Origin of the sequence: Desulfovibrio sp. ZJ746 (genome assembly GCF_011039155.1) — a bacterium.
Classification (GTDB): Bacteria; Desulfobacterota; Desulfovibrionia; order Desulfovibrionales; family Desulfovibrionaceae; genus Desulfovibrio.
In genome coordinates this window covers 615530-630912 of the sequence record NZ_JAAKEK010000001.1, presented here as the reverse complement: position 1 = coordinate 630912, position 15383 = coordinate 615530, and the positions used below count along the sequence as shown (strand labels likewise).

General features: G+C 65.8%; 17 protein-coding genes and 1 tRNA gene. 8 read left to right on the top strand and 10 right to left on the bottom strand.

Translation table 11 applies throughout. The features are described 5' to 3' along the window. Nucleotides 1-2421 carry an ABC transporter permease gene (locus tag G7Y54_RS02865; RefSeq protein WP_165077016.1) on the bottom strand — a complete coding sequence of 807 codons (2421 nt, stop codon included), beginning with the start codon at nt 2419-2421 and terminating at the stop codon, nt 1-3. A gap of 320 nt (nt 2422-2741) precedes the next feature. Between G7Y54_RS02865 and G7Y54_RS02860 the strand changes: the two genes are divergently transcribed. Continuing rightward, a complete protein-coding gene (locus tag G7Y54_RS02860) occupies nt 2742-3200 on the top strand; it encodes a hypothetical protein (protein WP_165077014.1) in 459 nt (152 codons plus the stop codon). Between the two features lie 48 nt (nt 3201-3248). Then, nucleotides 3249-3485, top strand: a complete 237-nt coding sequence (locus tag G7Y54_RS02855; protein ID WP_165077012.1) for a glycine zipper domain-containing protein — start codon at nt 3249-3251, stop codon at nt 3483-3485. Nucleotides 3486-3576: 91 nt separating this feature from the next. Here G7Y54_RS02855 and ruvB read toward each other — a convergent pair whose 3' ends face one another. Continuing rightward, nucleotides 3577-4539: a Holliday junction branch migration DNA helicase RuvB gene (gene ruvB, locus G7Y54_RS02850; protein WP_165077010.1), complete on the bottom strand. Its 963-nt coding sequence runs from the start codon at nt 4537-4539 to the stop codon at nt 3577-3579. A 29-nt stretch (nt 4540-4568) separates the two neighbouring features. Continuing rightward, on the bottom strand, nt 4569-5180 hold the full coding sequence (gene ruvA, locus G7Y54_RS02845) for a Holliday junction branch migration protein RuvA (RefSeq protein ID WP_165077008.1): 612 nt from the start codon (nt 5178-5180) through the stop codon (nt 4569-4571). 118 nt (nt 5181-5298) lie between these two features. Here ruvA and G7Y54_RS02840 point away from each other — a divergent pair, with 118 nt between their 5' ends. Then, nucleotides 5299-5577 carry a DUF5334 family protein gene (locus tag G7Y54_RS02840; RefSeq protein ID WP_165077006.1) on the top strand — a complete coding sequence of 93 codons (279 nt, stop codon included), beginning with the start codon at nt 5299-5301 and terminating at the stop codon, nt 5575-5577. A gap of 86 nt (nt 5578-5663) precedes the next feature. Here G7Y54_RS02840 and G7Y54_RS02835 read toward each other — a convergent pair whose 3' ends face one another. After that, nucleotides 5664-6233 carry a hypothetical protein gene (locus G7Y54_RS02835; protein ID WP_206214875.1) on the bottom strand — a complete coding sequence of 190 codons (570 nt, stop codon included), beginning with the start codon at nt 6231-6233 and terminating at the stop codon, nt 5664-5666. A 246-nt stretch (nt 6234-6479) separates the two neighbouring features. On the opposite strand from G7Y54_RS02835, the gene G7Y54_RS02830 reads away from it, so the two are divergent. The 5 genes from G7Y54_RS02830 to G7Y54_RS02810 all read left to right on the top strand — a co-directional run bounded on the left by G7Y54_RS02830 (nt 6480) and on the right by G7Y54_RS02810 (nt 9823). Beyond that, nucleotides 6480-7106 carry an MBL fold metallo-hydrolase gene (locus tag G7Y54_RS02830; RefSeq protein ID WP_165077004.1) on the top strand — a complete coding sequence of 209 codons (627 nt, stop codon included), beginning with the start codon at nt 6480-6482 and terminating at the stop codon, nt 7104-7106. Between the two features lie 17 nt (nt 7107-7123). Beyond that, a complete protein-coding gene (locus tag G7Y54_RS02825; RefSeq protein WP_241159340.1) occupies nt 7124-7744 on the top strand; it encodes a flavodoxin family protein in 621 nt (206 codons plus the stop codon). Between the two features lie 269 nt (nt 7745-8013). Continuing rightward, the gene (locus tag G7Y54_RS12535) at nt 8014-8502 is read left to right on the top strand and encodes a phosphoribosyltransferase family protein (protein WP_241159339.1); all 489 of its coding nucleotides are present in this window, start codon (nt 8014-8016) and stop codon (nt 8500-8502) included. Next, nucleotides 8460-9650: a DUF4198 domain-containing protein gene (locus G7Y54_RS12530; protein ID WP_346773625.1), complete on the top strand. Its 1191-nt coding sequence runs from the start codon at nt 8460-8462 to the stop codon at nt 9648-9650. The genes G7Y54_RS12535 and G7Y54_RS12530 overlap by 43 nt, the downstream gene beginning before the upstream one ends. Before the next feature lie 97 nt (nt 9651-9747). Beyond that, nucleotides 9748-9823 (top strand) — tRNA-Glu (locus G7Y54_RS02810). A gap of 302 nt (nt 9824-10125) precedes the next feature. On the opposite strand, the gene G7Y54_RS02805 is transcribed toward G7Y54_RS02810, so the two are convergent. From G7Y54_RS02805 to G7Y54_RS02780, 6 genes are all read right to left on the bottom strand, one after another. Beyond that, the gene (locus G7Y54_RS02805; RefSeq protein ID WP_346773624.1) at nt 10126-10569 is read right to left on the bottom strand and encodes a GNAT family N-acetyltransferase; all 444 of its coding nucleotides are present in this window, start codon (nt 10567-10569) and stop codon (nt 10126-10128) included. A 271-nt stretch (nt 10570-10840) separates the two neighbouring features. Continuing rightward, nucleotides 10841-12190: a phage tail assembly chaperone gene (locus G7Y54_RS02800; RefSeq protein WP_165076985.1), complete on the bottom strand. Its 1350-nt coding sequence runs from the start codon at nt 12188-12190 to the stop codon at nt 10841-10843. Further along, a complete protein-coding gene (locus G7Y54_RS02795) occupies nt 12178-12921 on the bottom strand; it encodes a putative phage tail protein (RefSeq protein WP_241159337.1) in 744 nt (247 codons plus the stop codon). Before G7Y54_RS02795 ends, G7Y54_RS02800 begins: the two co-directional genes overlap by 13 nt. Then, nucleotides 12922-13113 carry an HI1506-related protein gene (locus G7Y54_RS02790; RefSeq protein ID WP_165076981.1) on the bottom strand — a complete coding sequence of 64 codons (192 nt, stop codon included), beginning with the start codon at nt 13111-13113 and terminating at the stop codon, nt 12922-12924. Between the two features lie 12 nt (nt 13114-13125). Beyond that, nucleotides 13126-14076, bottom strand: coding sequence for a Mu-like prophage major head subunit gpT family protein (locus G7Y54_RS02785; protein ID WP_165076977.1), 951 nt, complete (start codon nt 14074-14076; stop codon nt 13126-13128). Continuing rightward, nucleotides 14077-15324: a phage protease gene (locus G7Y54_RS02780; protein ID WP_165076974.1), complete on the bottom strand. Its 1248-nt coding sequence runs from the start codon at nt 15322-15324 to the stop codon at nt 14077-14079. Nucleotides 15325-15383: the final 59 nt, after the last annotated feature.

Genomic DNA, 15383 nt, shown 5'->3' with positions numbered 1-15383 from the left:
CTAGGCCGGCTTGTGGGCGAGCAGGCCAGCCAGCCACGCGGGCAGGCCGAACCAGTGACAATACAGGGCGAAGGTGCCGATGGCGAGCGCCAGGATAAAGAGGAACCAGAACCAGAACTTTATCCTGTTGCGCGTCTTGCGCATGCGGGCGGTCAGCTTGTAGGGGTCGTCCATGTTCCTTCTGGCATGCGGTGGCATCTTGCCGACGCTGGTCAGGGTCTGGCCCATGACAAGGTTGATGGGCGCGCCCTGGTTGACGGCCCAGCCGGAAGCGTCCAGCAGGGGCCCGAGGCTCCGGCGCCTGAGCTTGAACCAGGCGATGATCACCGAGGGCCCGGAAATGCAGATGAACACCCCGACCAGGGCCAGCGGCCACCACCAGCCGAGTGAGGCCAGCGAATTGGCGATATAGGCAAAGGCCGCGCTGAGCACGCTGAGGGCCACACTGACGGCTGCGAAGATGCCGGCGCCCTTGGCGAAATCGAAGGGCGGCTTGGCTTCCGCCGGTTTTGCCGCCGCCGAGGCCACGGCCTCGGCGCTGGCCTTGCTGACGCTTTCCTCCTTGGCGGCGAGGAACTTGTGTACCTGCTCGCTGATGAGGTTGGAGATGCGGATATAGGGCGCCCACATTGCCTCACGCAGGCTGATGGGATTGTGCACCACCTTGGTGATGACCGAATCCCATTCCTTGCCATGATTGTCGATGAACAGGCCGTGGCGGCCGTCGATGAGCGCGGCGAGGTCGCCCGCCGTGAGCGCGGCCGAGATGGACCCGGTGGACACGGCGCCGTCCTGCTCGGTGCGTTGGATGTCGCAATAAATCAGGCACAGGTGGCTTTGCGCGGCAAGGCGCACATGGGTCTCAAGGTCGCCCACGGGCACGCACAGGCGGCACTCCCGGCTGTCGAGATAGAGGGTGCCGGACTGGAAAATGGCACGCTTGCTGGGCTCGTAAAAGTCGATGAACGAAACGAAGTTCATCAGCAGTGTATAGAGATGCGCATGGAAGAGGGCCAGCTTGTCCAGGTCTTGGATGGCGGCCATTTTCGGGGCAGCCAGGTCTTTTTGCGCCAGGTCCGCGAAGGCCTTGCGCGTGGCGGCATCCAGGAAGCGGGCGATCTGGGCGTCATCCAGCTTGTCCAGGTTCTCGTTGGGCGTGACAGGCATCCAAACCCGCTTGAGCGGGTCATCGGCGGGCGCGAAGGCCAGCGGCGCAAGGTCGGGCAGCTCCAGCCGGCTGGCGTCAGCCGGCGGCAGGTCATAGACCGGCTTGCTTTCCAGCGCGCCGGCATAGGAGGCAAAGCCGGCCTTGATCTTTGCCCATTCCTCCTCGGTCAGGTCTTGGGTCTGGGCGCCCTTGGAGAGGAGCGGCGCGAGCAGGCTGCAAAATTCCTTTACGTCGGCGAGCCACGCCGGGTTGAGGCCCTGGTTGAGCGGCAGCGGCTTGCGCGCCTCCACGCGGGCCAGCGGCATGCGCACGAGCGTGGCCGCAAGGTTCTCCTTGATGAGCTCCCCATTCTGGTCGGGGCTGATGCCGTCCGGGCCCAGCCCCGCGTTGGCGAGGGCCGTGTCCTCATTGAGCGCGGCGAGGGTGCCGGGCGCGAAATCGGCCATGCGGCAGCGGTTGAAATAGTCGTCGATCTTGGGCCCGAGGCGCGTGAGCAACGTCCATGCCGCCGCCGTCGCCTCGCCGAGGGGGAGTGCCGCCCCGGCCACCCGCGCGCGGAAGTCACGCGTGGCCTCAAGCCGTTTTGCAAATTCGTCCGCGAGTTCCGCATCGAGCCCCGGCTTGCCCGAGGCGTCCTTCCTGGCGCCGACCACGGCGAGGGCCGCGCGCACATACTCGGCGAGGTCCTCGTCGGCCTCAGGCACGGAAGAGACGGGCACGATGCCATCGCCATTGAACGCATAGCCCTCGGCTTCGGCAAGCACGGCCTCGATCTGCGCCGGGGTGACCTCCTGCGCGTCCGCGGCGCCACTTTTTTCAAGGGTGAGCTTGGCGGCGGCGAGCAATTCCTTGCCGGCGTCCGTGTCATCGCGCAGGTTGTCGAGGGGCATCGCCTCTCCGCCTTCCCTGAGCTTTGCCGGATGCTTCACCCTGTCACACACCCAGGCAACGGCCGCCAGGATGTCGGCAGAGCGGATGCGGCCATCCTTGTCCGGGTCGAGCAGCTCGAGCGTCCTTGTGTCGAACTCCAGCCCGTGCGTGGGGCAGCTCATGGCCATCCACAGTTTCTGGTCGAGGCTCGCGAGGTTGCGCCACTCCCAGTCGGTTTGCAGGATGGCCTGGTCAAGGCCGCTCATGCGGCGAAAGGTGAAGACATCCTCGGTTTTTTGGGCCGCGGCTGTTTCGCCGCCCTCGGGGGCTGGCTGCGCGCTGCTGCTCTGTTCTTCTTCCATGGTGGTGTCGTTTTCCGGCATGGTTTCTCCAGAGGGACGACATCGACGCCCCGGTGTATGTGGTGGGAATTTTTCTTCGGGAATCCGCAGGATTGCGGTGAACCGCCTGACAAATCCATGCCACAAATGCCGCGGGGCGTCAAAGGGGCAACAGGGGTGGGAGGCGCCCCCTGCAAGCTAGCGCCCCGTGGAGTAGACTCCCGTGCCGTGCCGGTGAATGGTTCCGGCACGGAAAAACCTTGATTGTTCAAGGAAGTTCCGGCTATACTCGTTTCAGGAGCGCGCGCTCCCGCCGCCGGCAGCCGCTGTGCGGCCGTCGAGATAACGCAAAGGAGCCTCGTGTGAAAAAATCGCTTTTGCGCCTTGGTCTGGCACTGGTTCTCGCCCTGACATGCGCCGCCGCGCAGGCCGCGGCCCCGGCCCCGGCCGATAGCAGCGCGGCTGCCCCAGCCATGAACGCCGCCGGCAACCCCGTCGACCAGTTCACCGGGGAAATCTGGGTCAATACCTCCGAGTCCGACAAGAAAGCCTATCTGTTCGGCATCGACTCGGCCGTGACGGTGGAATATTTCGTCAACGCCAAGATGGCGGAAAATGCCACCAAGGCCGGCAAAAAGCCCGTCTACACCCTCTCGCCCTTTGAAAAGGGCTGGATGGAGGCCTTTGCCAACGTTTCGCGCGCCGACGCCATCAAGATGATCGACGAATGGTATGCGGCCCATCCCAAGGATCTGCAGCGGCCGGTCATGAGCGTCATCTGGTATGAGCTCATCGCGCCGCGCCTTGCCGCCAAGAAGTAAACACCCCCTTCATGCGGCCGGCCCGGGCCGGCCCATCAGGAGCCAGATATGAAAAAAGCACTGATCATTGGCATCATGGCCGTGGTTTTCGCCTCCGGCATTGGCTGCACCAATATGAGCCGCACCCAGCAGGGTGTTGCCAGCGGCGCGGCGCTGGGCGCCCTCGGCGGAGCGGGCATCGCCGCCATTTCAGGCGGCATGGCCGGCTGGGGCGCCCTGGCGGGCGCCGGTGTGGGCGCGCTGGCCGGCGGCATCGTCGGCCATGAGCAGAGCCGCCGCTGGTAGCAACCGGAACGTCGCGGGCCTTGCCCGCCATGGATATGCGAGAGGGCCGGAATTCCGGCCCTCTTTGCGTCTGGCGAGAGAGAAAAGCGGTTCAGGAAAGCAGCAGCTTCAGGTGCCGGTAGGCGCGCGCCGTGGCCATGCGCCCGCGCTGGGTGCGCTTGAGGAAGCCGCACTGAATGAGATAGGGCTCGTAGATGTCCTCGATGGTGCGCACCTCCTCCGAACAGGCGGCGGCCAGCGTTTTTACGCCCACGGGGCCGCCGTCATAATGGGTGATGATGACCTCAAGGAGCTTGCGGTCCATCTGGTCGAGGCCCAGCTCGTCCACATCCATGCGCGCAAGCGCCTCCCCTGCTTCGGCCGCGGTGATCCTGCCGCTGCCATGCACCAAGGCGAAGTCGCGCACGCGGCGCAGGAGGCGATTGGCGATGCGCGGCGTCCCGCGGGAGCGGCGACCGATCTCTTCCGCGCCGTCGGGCGTGATGGGCACGCCGAGGATGCGGGCCGAGCGGCTGACGATGCGCGCAAGGTCCGCCGGCTGGTAGTATTCGAGCCGCGCCACGATACCGAACCTGTCGCGCAGCGGGGAAGAAATGAGCCCCATGCGCGTGGTGGCCCCGGCCAGGGTAAAGGGCTCGAGGTCAATCTTGACCGTGCGGGCCGCTGGCCCCTGGCCGATGACAAGATCGAGCTTGAAATCCTCCATGGCCGGGTACAACACCTCTTCCACCGCCACGGGCATGCGGTGGATCTCGTCCACAAAGAGGATGTCGTGCCGCGAGAGATTAGTGAGGATGGCCGCAAGGTCTCCGCTGCGCTCCAGCACGGGGCCGGAGGTGCAGACAAGGTTGACCCCGAGTTCGGAGGCCATGATCTGCGCGAGGGTCGTCTTGCCGAGCCCCGGATTGCCATAAAAGAGGGTATGGTCCAGCGCCTTGCCGCGCTCGCGGGCGGCATCGATGAACACGCGCAGGTTGGCGCGCAGTTCATCCTGGCCGATGAAGTCGTCCAGGCTGCGCGGCCGCACGCTGTCGTCGGCGCTGGCGGCGGGCATGCCGCCCCTCATTTCGCCGAAAGCCTCCATCATGCCTTCCCCTTCGCCAGGGCCTTGAGGGCCGCGCGCAACGCGCCCGTCACATCGAGGTCGGGCTCGTCATGGAGTATCTCCCGGAGCAGCGGGCCGCACTCCCCTTCCGAATAGCCCAGGTTCGCGAGCCCGGCGAGGGCATCGCGAAACACGGAGCCTGGCCTGCCGTCCGGCGCCAGTATGACCGCCTGCGGCGCAGCGTCGGTCTTGAGCTTGTACTTGAGCTCCAGAAAAATATGCTGCGCCGTTTTTTTGCCGATGCCCGTGACCTGCGTGAGCGCGAGCACATCATCTTCCTGTACCAGCCGGCGCAACTCGGCCGGCCGGAAGGTGGAGAGGATGCCCAAGGCCGTGCGCGCGCCCACCTTGGAGATGGAGAGCAGGGTCTCGAAGGTCTGGCGCTCCTCAAAGGTAGCGAAGCCAAAAAGCTCCAGCGCATCTTCGCGCACGCAGAGAAAAGTATAGAAGGCCACCTGGCCGCCCGCAGCCGGCAATGCGGCGAAGGTGTGCGCCGGGAGGGCCAGGGCATAGCCGACGCCTGCCTCGGTGATGACGAGGCAGGCATTCCCCCAGGCTTCGCCGAGCCGGCCTTCAAGATAGGCGATCATGTTGCTCCTGCAAAGGGGTGACGCCCCCGGACCGGGCGCGCCGCCCTTTTGTGACCGGCCAGCCGCACACGCGCCGGGCATATTGCCAAGACGGCAAAATGGATTTACACCACGCGGTATGAACCATTTCTTCCCAGTGGTGCTGCTCGTGGGCTGCCTGCTCCTGCCGCAGGCGGCCGCCGCGTGGGACGGCTTTGACGCCGACAGCACCGACCTCGTTGAACTGACGCCCGATAGGCTGCCCAGTGCCGGGGAAACCGTGGATGTGCGCTCTTATGATTCGGACACCACGCAGACCTGCCTTGTGGAAAGCGTGGCCCGCAATTCACGCACCATCGAAGTGGTGGTGCGGGCGCCTGACGGAACGCGGCGCACCCTGGTCATGGAAGGCCGCTGAGCGCAGCCCGGCGCACTCCTCAAAAATGCGGCGTCCCCGGGACGGCACCGCAGCTCTTTCTGCATCCGCGTGGCCCCGGCACGGCTTCAGGCGCTGTCCCCGTTGCGCTCATAGCCCGGCAGGACGACGGTGGCATTTTCGCCCCGCCCCTGCCCCTTGGGGCACTGCGGCCGCATGTAACACACCTCGCAGCCGCCCTTGAACGGATAATAGGTGAGCACCGCATAGCGGCGCCCGAGCGCGCTGGAATCCTCGTCCTTATAGGGCAGGCCCAGCCCGGCGAGGGCGGTTCGCAGCTCCGGGGAAGGCTTCGGCGAGGGCGCGCACCCGCCGGCAGCCACCTGGGGCAACACATCCTGGATGGCGCTCATGCAGAGATATTGGGCAAGCGCGTTGAGCTGGAAGCCCTCCGAAGCCGATTGCGCCCATGTCTCGTCCACGGCGGTCTCCACCTCTTCAGGCAGCCACACGGCGAGCCACGAGGATGAGCCCGACTTCACCTGAGCGGCCTTGAGCAAGGGCTGCCATGCCTCCCACTTGCCGAGGAGCCGTTCCAGCACAGCGCCGCCGAGGCGCTTTTCCTGGCACAGGCCCATGAATTCTTCGATGTCAAAATACGGTTGCAGCCGATGCTCGGTAATGGTCGTTTCGCTCACGCGCGCTCCTTTGGCTTGCCCGGGCCGCCTGATGGCCTCCCCCCCAGGCATTGTAGCCACGCATTGGGGGGCGTCAAGAGCAATCCGCGCACGGCCGCGGCGAAAGGCCGCGCACGCTGGAAGCGCTGCCATCACCAGCGGCGCCCGGGCTTGCCGCCGGGCCAGCCCTGCGGTAGCATCCGTTGCCCGTAGAGCCCCATGAGGGCGCGTCGCCACAAACCTTTTCTTTATAAAAAGGATGTCATAATGCCCATCGCCACCTTCCCTCTCGGCCCGCTCGGCACCAACAGCTATATCCTGAACGTGGGGCCGAACGCGGTCGCCATCGACGTGGGGGGTGACCCCGCGCCCATCCTTGAATATCTCGCGGCCCACAAGCTCTCGCTGGAGGCCATCTGCCTCACGCACCGGCATTTTGACCATGTGTACGGCGTGGCCGCCCTCGCCGCGGCAACGGGCGCCACGGTCTATTCACCGGCTGGGGATGACGTGATCGCCAACACCGAGTCCGGCATGGGGGGCATCTGGGGCATGCCGCCGGTAACACCCTTTGCCAGTGTGCCCATGCCCCTTGGCAAGACGCAGTTCGGCGGCATGAAGTGCCTCGTCCTCGAAACGCCGGGCCACACGCCGGGCGGCGTTTCCCTCTACTTTCCGGCGGAAAAGGCGGTTTTCACCGGGGATGCGCTGTTTTACCGCTCCATGGGCAGGACGGACTTCCCGGGCGGCAGCCAGGACCAGTTGCTGCGCTCCATCCGGGATACCCTGTTCCGCCTGCCCGATGACGTGACCGTGTATCCGGGCCACGGCCCGGCCACCACCATCGGCGATGAACGGCGCCACAACCCTTTCTGCGGCGAGTTCGAGGAGTGAGAGCGGCGCTCGTCCTCATGTGCAGTCCGCATGCGGACGGGGTTTCGGACCTGCTGGCCGAGACGTTTGCCGCCGGCCTCGAGGAGGGCGGCTGCCCGGCTTCCCGCGTGCCGTTGCGCGCGCATCCCGTCGAGCCGTGCACAGGATGCGCCGCTTGCGCCCAGCCGCCGCACGCCTGTGCCCTCGCCGGGAGGGACGAAGCGGAGTGGCTGTTCGCGCGTTTTGCGGAAGCGCCGCTGGTGCTCTTGGCTTCGCCCATCTATTTTTATGCCCTGCCAGCCCCGTTCAAGGCATGGATTGACAGGGGCCAGCGCTTTTGGGCTGCCCGAGCCGCAGGAATCCGGGCAGCCGATTCCCCCACTCCGCCCCACGCTGGGGAGAAGCCCGTGCTTGCGGCACTTGCCGCTGCGCGCCCGCGCGGCGAGGAGCTCTTTTCCGGCGCGTTGCGCACGCTTGCCTGGTTCGCGGGCGCCTTGGGCGCGCATCTGGCAGAAAATCGCGTTTTCCGCGGGCTCGACCGACGTGAAGACATCTGTGGCCGCCCACAGGACTTGTCTGGCCTGCGCGAGTGGGGACGCAGCTGGGGGCGCTGCCTGGCGGACGCTGAAAAAAAGCAGCATCACGTCCCTCCGCAATGAGCTTCGGGAGCCTTCGCCGCTGGCTTGGTGCCCTGGGGCTGGACGAGATCCGCTGTTGCGTCTGCCAGCAGCCCTTTTCGCGCTCTTCAGCAGAAGCATTCCAGAATCCCCTGCCCCTCTGTCCAGAATGCCGGCCGCTTCTGGCTCCCTACACCGGCGCCCGCTGTCCGCACTGCGGTTTTCCCTATCCGGGAGCGGCGACAGACACTGGCGGAACAGCCAGCACGCCTTGCGGCGCGTGCCTCACCGCGCGGCCGCCATGGCACGCATTGGCCTATCATGGGCTATACAAGGGCGCCCTCAGGGAGCTTATCCTGCGGTTCAAGTTCGGCGGTGACCTGGCACTCGCGCGGCTGCTCGCCGCGTGGCTTGAAAACGCCGCCGCGTGCTTGCCGGCCCCCGACGTTCTCGTGGGGATGCCCCAGCATCCGGCCCACCTGCTCAGGCGAGGTTTCAACCAGGCGCATGAAATTGCCCGTGCGCTCCACGCGGCCACACGCATCCCGTTAAGAACGGATCTTCTTTTCCGCAAACAGGACAGCGCGCCGCAGGCATCCCTCAATGCCGCGGAGCGACCCGTCAATGTGCGCGGCGTCTTCGGCGCCGACGCGTCCGTGGCCGGGCTGCGCCTCTGGCTTATTGACGATGTGATGACAACGGGGAGCACCTTGCGCGAGGCGACGCGAACGCTGCTCGAGGCCGGGGCTGCAGAGGTATGCGTCCTTGCCGTTGCGCGGACGCCGAAGATGGCTGCCTGAAGAAGCCGTGGGTGCTGACAGGGACGCTTCGCAGCGAAAGCCGCTGTTTACGAAAAATTTCGGCGAGCCGGCGGACGCGCCACATGACAGGAGAAAGGCTTTTTGATAGCGTCTTTTCCCGTAGATGGGCCGACAGTGGCGGCCAAGGCGTAGCAAAGAGGGCACACAACATGCGCGCCATCCTAGTTTTCTTGTGGTTGAGGCACGGGCGCCGGGCGGCACTGGCGGCGCTGTGCGCGCTGTTTTCTCTGGCAGGCGTCCCTGCATGGGCGGACGCGCCGCTCACCCTGCTGGTGCCGAGCCGTCCTGTCGTGAGCAAGCGCGCCACCCCGGCGCCCAACACTGCTACGGCCAAGGGCGGCGGGTCGACTGCTGAAAAAAATACTGCCCCAGCCAAGGCATCAGGTGACTCCACTGCCGCGGCCGCCGAGCCGGAAGAGGTCGATATTCTTCTTTCCATGATGCGTCCTTTCCTCCATGCCGGTGTTGAGGTGGACATGCCGCAGCTTTTTGCTGTGCTGCGGCATGATGCCGACCCCGCGGCAGAGCACGGTGGCGCGCAGCCCGAGCGGCGCGACCTGCTGGGGGACGTGGAAGAAATCCGCTATCTCGACCAAAAGGCCTGGGGTGCCAATGTGGCACTCGACAAGCCGGGCCTGTACCAGTTCATCGTGGAGGGGCGCCCCTGGTGGGACGAAGAGCGGCAAACATTTTTGCGCCATCAGGCCACCATGGTGCTCCCGGTGCATGGCGTGGACCGGGGCTGGAATGAACCGGCCGGCCAAGGCTTCGAAATCCTGCCCCTCACGCGTCCCTTTGGCCTGCATGCCCCGGCGCTCTTTTCAGGGCGCATCCTTCTGGACGGCAAACCGCTTGCAGACGCCAAGGTGAGGATGGTCCGCATCAATGCGGACGGAGCCGTGACGCCTACTCCCTGGCATGAAGACCTGGCCGCGGTGAGCAATACAGCCGGCGAATTTTCCTTCCTGCTCGCCCAGCCCGGCTGGTGGGGCTGCGAGGCTCTGACCGACGGCCCCCCGCTCAAGGGGCCGGGTGGCGAGCTCAAGCCCGTGGAACGTGCCGCCCTCTTCTGGCTTTTTGTCGATGGCGCACCGGCCGCCCATGACGCCGAAGTCCGCAAGCGCTGACGGCACCGGCCCCATACAACAAGAAAATAATCCACCTGATGGCCTCCTAAAAATATCTCTTGACGAATCCTGCCTCAACCGATAGAAATAAAGCGCTGTCACCATCGTCTATCCGGTTAGGACGGCGGCCTCTCAAGCCGCTAAGACGGGTTCAAATCCCGTTGGTGACGCCAAAGAATTTCAAAGGGTTACACCGACTCTTTGGTTACAGAACCGAGGTGGTTACACGGTTCTGGTTACAAATGCCTCATGGCGACCCTCGCCGTGGGGCATTTTCTTTTCCAGCAGCATACTTGCCGCCTGCCCAATACCACTTTCGCCAAGGGCGCTCAGGATCGCGTCCGGGTCGCTATAAAGCCCGGCGCTACGTGTCGCTGCACACGCAAGTTGGCACTGTTTTGCGGATAGAATGGCACAAGTTGAGCTGCAAAAAACCGCCGGGCGGAAAAATGGCCTGGCGGTTTTTTTTGTTTTTTTAGACCTCCTGCTTTTCTCCTAGGTAGCGGAAGCCCTGGATGGCGCGGAAGTGGCCGCCATAGCCCCAGCCTTTGCCAAGCGTTGCAATGCTGCCCGAGCGCTTCCGTGAATTGGTAATGGACCGTGCGCTGCGCGCTTTGTTGCTCCCGTGCAGGAGGGCCGACACTTGTGTCCAGAGCGCCGAGCGGCGCAAGGCGCGGCACAGCCCGGGGTGTGAAGTGTTGAAAAGCGTGGGCATGGGCTTGCCAAAGCGGTTTTCTCCCGCGCGCCACATGCGGCACACCTCGTTGAGAAATGCCGTCCCGATGCCTATGCCCTGCCAGTCCGGGAGCACGACGAGCCGCGCAGCCCGGGCCTCGATGTCCCCTTGGCAGGTGCTTACGGCAAGATGCGCCACAGGGACGCCTCCGATAAAAGCCACATAGCAGGTCGCCGCGACCATGTGGGTTGGCCTTAGATAGTGATGCGGCTCAAACAGGGGCCAGAAGTTCCAGCCTGTCTGGCATATTTCGAGTCCGATGGCAGGCCGTCGAAGGGCCCCCGCCTCTGCCAAAGGTTCCTTAAAGCCCTCTGCGATTGTCAAATAGCAAAATCAGCGGCGTGTAAATCCGCAGCACGGGCAGACCAGCATGAGGCGCCAGCAATCAGTACAAAGCGCAAGGAATGCCCGCAAACGGGGCACTCGGCCCCCCAAAACGGCAGGCCACGGGGGATCATTGGGACTCCTGCATTTTCGTCACCGCAGGCTCTTCCGGCCACGGCGTGGCCTCGCCCCCGCCGTCCCAGGGCGCGCCCGGCTGGTGATTCAGTTCCCGGATGGCCTTGCGGTAGGCGTTCACTTCGGCCCGCGTCTCATCTGAAATGGGATAGTCCGGCAGGGTCAGCTTGTCGGTCTCCGCAAGTTTGGCCGCGCATGCCTGTTGAAGCAGGCTGAAGCGCTCGGCCTCGGTGCCTGGGCTGGCGAGCCACGCCGCATAATCCTCGGCGCCGTTTTGGGCGCAGATTGCCTGCCACGCGTCCTCGGTGATCAGGCCCTCGGCGAGTTTGGCCGGGGCATCCTCCTCACGCCACACCGAGCGTTGCCCGGTTGCGGGGTCATACAGGTTGACGGTGACAGGCGCGCTACTGGCCCGCGGCGCCATGCGCGGGGCCGAGAGCAGCGCGGGCGCGGGCTGGGGGCCTGCGGCTTTCGTCGGGTCATGCCAGCGCATAAGGACAACGCCCTGCTTGCCCGCGCCCACAGCGTATTGCTTGAGGTAGCTCAAGGTCGCGCCACCGCCCCCGCCAAAAAAGAAGGCATCATTCTTGGCATTTATCGTTTGCTGCGTATCATCCGATTGCCATTGCGAGGGGCCACCTCCGCCGGGACCACCGCCCACGGCATAGATGTAATTAAAACCCGACGGCAGGTTGGCGCCGTAAGACGGCGTATGGTGAGCGGGGATACTTCCCCGTATGCAGGCAAGCCCGAAGTCGCCAAATTTCGTCTTGCCGCCGTTTATGAGTCCGTAGCCCTGGGAAGTTGTGGCGCCCAGGCCTCCCGCACCGACAGTGATTTCGACGCTCTCCCCCTTCTTGAGATACACCATGCCGGAGTACACGGCGCCCGAATTGCCGCCAGCCAGCCCACTAAAGGGAATGTTGTACAAGCCGCCGCTGCCGCCGTCGATGCACAAGACCGCATACCAGCCCTCCATCGGCGCCTTGAAGGTGCCGCTTTCGGTGATCCACTGCTCGCTGTTGAGCAGCAGGTTGCCGCCGAGGGCCGAGAGCAGGCCCGCCTCGTCCACCGTTGTGGTCTTGCCGTCCGGCTGCATGAGGCCCGCCCGGAGGAGCGTTGCCAAGGGGGCGCGAAGGTCGAGGATTTTGTGCAGGGCTTGCAGGAGTTGGGTATTGTTTGCCTTGTCCAGCGAGAGTTCCGCGCCGGCAATGACCGCGCAAAGCTCCTCCTGCACGGCGTTGAGCCAGTCGGCCGTGACGGTTGTGGCGGCGACGGGGATGGTGGGGTCGCCTTCGGTGAATTTGTTGTCGGGCGTGGCCGTGGGGCAGTCTATGCGGTGCATGGGGCCTCCGTAGCGTAAGAAATGATGGCAATGGCGTGGGCTGGCTTGCGCCAGGCGATGACGCACTCGAGGATGGGGTCGCCCCAGTGGCGCAGGGCGTCGCCGGCCGGGCTTTGGCCGCCCTTGAACACGCGCGCCACGTCGCCCCGGGCTGTCACCTGAAAGGCGAAAATCCAGAGGCCGTTGGTGAGCGGGTCGCCCGCTTGCGAGTGGCCGGCCCTGAAAGGACGGAAGCCCGCAATATCCACCTCATAGCCCGCCAGAAGCGCATAGCGCTTGAGCCAGCGGCGCGAGATGCCGCCGCGCTCCTGAAAGGCCAGGGCCAGGAGCGCCATGCGCACCTGCAAGAGCTGGCCGCCACGGGTACAGGGGCCGGGCAGCCCGTAAACGCGCTCCCAGTCCGGGAGCCATTGCTGCCAGACAAAGGGCCTCAAGGCGCCGAGGACGCGCGCGCCGTCCTCGCCCGTAGCCGGGGTGAGCGGCACCCTGTAGCGCGTGGCGAGGCAGCTGTCCGCCTCGCGGCTCGCGCGGCGGAGCGCCCGGAGCAGGAGGGCCTCGTCCAGTTCCTCTTCTTGACCTTCCTCCAGCTCCGGGCCTTCTCCGCCCTGGGCCGGGGCGAGCTGGAGGAGCTCGTCCCGGCCGAAGTGCGCGAGCAGGGTCGCCACGCTGCCATAGGGCGGCGACTCGGGAAGCACGGCCACCGGCGGCAGGGCGTCAGGCATGGGCGTCATTTATGCCGCCTCACCTTCGGGGTCGGGCTGGGCCTCGGGGGCCTCGAGCACCGTCACCACGAGCTTGGGGTCGGCCGTAAGCGCGGCCAGTTCCCGCTCCGAGACCACCAGCTCCTGCCCTTCGGCATCGAAGCAGTAGCCGCAGCGGCAGCGCCGCGCCAACGGGGGACGGGCCTTGACATGGATACGCATCACACACTCCTCCTACAGCCACGCGCAGTTGACGATGGTGGCCATGTTGTAGCAGGGGTTGCTCTCGCCGCCGTTGATGAGCTGGAGATCCACCAGCTTGATGGCGTCGGCCTCGAGCGACGCGGGCACCACGAGCAGGGTGCCGGCCTTGCCGCCACGGCCGAGGCCCAGGGGGCGGCCGCCGTCGGCCCGGAAGGACTGCATGAGGGTGCGGGCCTTGAGGAAGTTGGCCTGGTTCAGGCTGTCGCGCACGCAGATGGCCTGCTGCCAGAAGCCAAAGCCCGCGTTGCAGCGGTAGCGCACGCCGTAGCGGTATTCGTCGGCCATGAAGACGTTGTCGGTGCGCGCGTCCGTCTGGCTGGTCATTTCCGGGGCCGTGCGCTCCTGGAAGATGAGCGGCTTGAGCGGGCGCGAAACGTCCAGCAGATACCAGGGCGTGAGCGGCGTGGCGCTTTCGCCCTCCTTGGCCGGGGCCGGGTCGATGAGGTTGCTCACGGTTTCGGGCGTGCCCGTGGTGCCGTCCACATCGGGATAAACCGGGTGGTCGGTGTCAAAGAAATTCTGCCCGTCGTAGCACTCCGTGGAGACGCCCTTGCCGAGCAGCGCGAACACGAGCTCGTCCGGGTGTGTGGCCGTGGCGTAGCCCATTTCCTCAAAGAGGGGCGTGTAGATGCCGAGGTTGTCGTCCTCGATGTCCGTGCGCTTCACGCCCACGGTGCCCTCGTAGAGATTGTTCACGATGCTGTAGCCGTGCTCGGCCATGTTCTTGACCGAGCGGCTTCCCACCCATTCGGAGAGCTTGGGGAACTGCCCCAGCCAGCCGTAAGTGGTGCTCTTGTTGGCGCTCGCCATCCTGGTGGCGATAAGCTGCCACTGGCTGGGGGCCTTGGCCTTGCCGCGCGCGAAGGCGGCGGAAAAGCCCGGGCGCAGGGCGGAAACGAGCGCGTTGTTGACGATAGCCATTTACTTCTCCTCCGTGGCCTTGGCGTTGATGTATTCCTCGTGCGTCATGCCGAGCTGGGCGCAGACGTAAGCCTCCTCGGCCTCGAGGGCGCCCCCGGGCGTATCCTTGGGAGCGTTGCCCCCCGATTGTGTGCCCGCCAGCGCGGCCACGGGCGGCGCGGCCTTGAGGAAGGCGCGCAGGGCCTCGGGATTGCTGCGGGAAAGGTCGCGCGCCCAGGTCTCGGCGGCGGCGGCGAGGCGCCCGTCCTTGAGGGCCGCCGCTATCTCCTCCTCAAGGCCGGCGGCCGCCTTTTCGGCCTCAAGCCTCGAAACGGCGGCGCGCAGGTTTGCTGCCTCGGCCTGTACGGCCTGGAAGGTGGAAAGCGTCACATAGAGCGCCGGGTCCGGCGGGGCGGCCTTGGCCTCGGCAAGCTCTCCCTGCGCGGCCGTGAGGGCATCGTCCTTGCTCTGGAGCAGGGCCACGAGGTTGGCTTGCGGCAGGTGCTTTGCGAGCGCCTCGGCGGCCTGTTCGGGGCTGTTCAGGTCCGGCAGGCCCAGGAGCACGCGCAGGGCGGCGAGCAGTTTGTCCATCGTTGCATCCTCATTGGTAGAAGTTGCGGTAGCCGTTGGCAGGCTCTGCCTGCTTACGGATACCGACAGTGGTTCCTCTGACTCCCCTTCGCAGTAACCAGTTGCTGTCTCCATGCGTAACTTCCTGCGTCGTAACGCCTGGAGCCTGGCGCTGGCGGCGTCCATGCCGTCGAGGGCCGGGGTATTGGTGAGGGCCGCGCTGTGGAGTTCCAGCACGGCCCCGGTTTTGCGGTCAAAGCTGAAGGTGGGCGAGATGTAGCGGTATTCGCCCGCGCGGATGTGCTCGCGGGCGCGGGCCGTCCATTCCACGGTGGCGTAGAGGCCGGAGCCAGCGGCCTCAAGCTGCGTGATCCAGCCGGCGGCGGGCGCGGGCTGGCCGTTTTCGGCGCTGTGCTGCGTCTGGTGCTCGTAGTCCACCACCAGCGGCGTGGCGCGAATCTTCCAGCGGGTGATGACCGCCACCATATCCTCCGGCCCGAGCCGGAAGCTGGTGGCGGAAACGCCCTTGAGACATCCCGGCCGGCCATCGCGCGCGACAAAATGGCCGGCCGGGAAGAGCTGGATGCGCCCAGGTTGCGCGGCGGGGGGGACGCCGGAAGCTCCGGGGGCCTCGGGCGGGAGGGGCGCCAAGTGCGCCGCCTTGACGAGAAGGGAGTCAACGGTGGTGGAGGTTGCCATGCCCTGCTTGTAGCAGGGCCTTCGCCACAAAAAAGGCTGGCCGGTGCCAGCGCTGCTTT

What these genes read in the sequence shown, in the direction of transcription:
- G7Y54_RS02865 (WP_165077016.1), bottom strand. Translation starts at nt 2,421, where the DNA reads ATGCCGGAAAACGACACCACCATGGAAGAAGAACAGAGCAGCAGCGCG.
- G7Y54_RS02855 (WP_165077012.1), top strand. Translation starts at nt 3,249, where the DNA reads ATGAAAAAAGCACTGATCATTGGCATCATGGCCGTGGTTTTCGCCTCC.
- ruvB (WP_165077010.1), bottom strand. Translation starts at nt 4,539, where the DNA reads ATGCCCGCCGCCAGCGCCGACGACAGCGTGCGGCCGCGCAGCCTGGAC.
- ruvA (WP_165077008.1), bottom strand. Translation starts at nt 5,180, where the DNA reads ATGATCGCCTATCTTGAAGGCCGGCTCGGCGAAGCCTGGGGGAATGCC.
- G7Y54_RS02840 (WP_165077006.1), top strand. Translation starts at nt 5,299, where the DNA reads ATGAACCATTTCTTCCCAGTGGTGCTGCTCGTGGGCTGCCTGCTCCTG.
- G7Y54_RS02830 (WP_165077004.1), top strand. Translation starts at nt 6,480, where the DNA reads ATGCCCATCGCCACCTTCCCTCTCGGCCCGCTCGGCACCAACAGCTAT.
- G7Y54_RS02825 (WP_241159340.1), top strand. Translation starts at nt 7,124, where the DNA reads ATGTGCAGTCCGCATGCGGACGGGGTTTCGGACCTGCTGGCCGAGACG.
- G7Y54_RS12530 (WP_346773625.1), top strand. Translation starts at nt 8,460, where the DNA reads ATGCGTCCTTGCCGTTGCGCGGACGCCGAAGATGGCTGCCTGAAGAAG.
- G7Y54_RS02805 (WP_346773624.1), bottom strand. Translation starts at nt 10,569, where the DNA reads ATGGTCGCGGCGACCTGCTATGTGGCTTTTATCGGAGGCGTCCCTGTG.
- G7Y54_RS02800 (WP_165076985.1), bottom strand. Translation starts at nt 12,190, where the DNA reads ATGCACCGCATAGACTGCCCCACGGCCACGCCCGACAACAAATTCACC.
- G7Y54_RS02795 (WP_241159337.1), bottom strand. Translation starts at nt 12,921, where the DNA reads ATGACGCCCATGCCTGACGCCCTGCCGCCGGTGGCCGTGCTTCCCGAG.
- G7Y54_RS02790 (WP_165076981.1), bottom strand. Translation starts at nt 13,113, where the DNA reads ATGCGTATCCATGTCAAGGCCCGTCCCCCGTTGGCGCGGCGCTGCCGC.
- G7Y54_RS02785 (WP_165076977.1), bottom strand. Translation starts at nt 14,076, where the DNA reads ATGGCTATCGTCAACAACGCGCTCGTTTCCGCCCTGCGCCCGGGCTTT.
- G7Y54_RS02780 (WP_165076974.1), bottom strand. Translation starts at nt 15,324, where the DNA reads ATGGCAACCTCCACCACCGTTGACTCCCTTCTCGTCAAGGCGGCGCAC.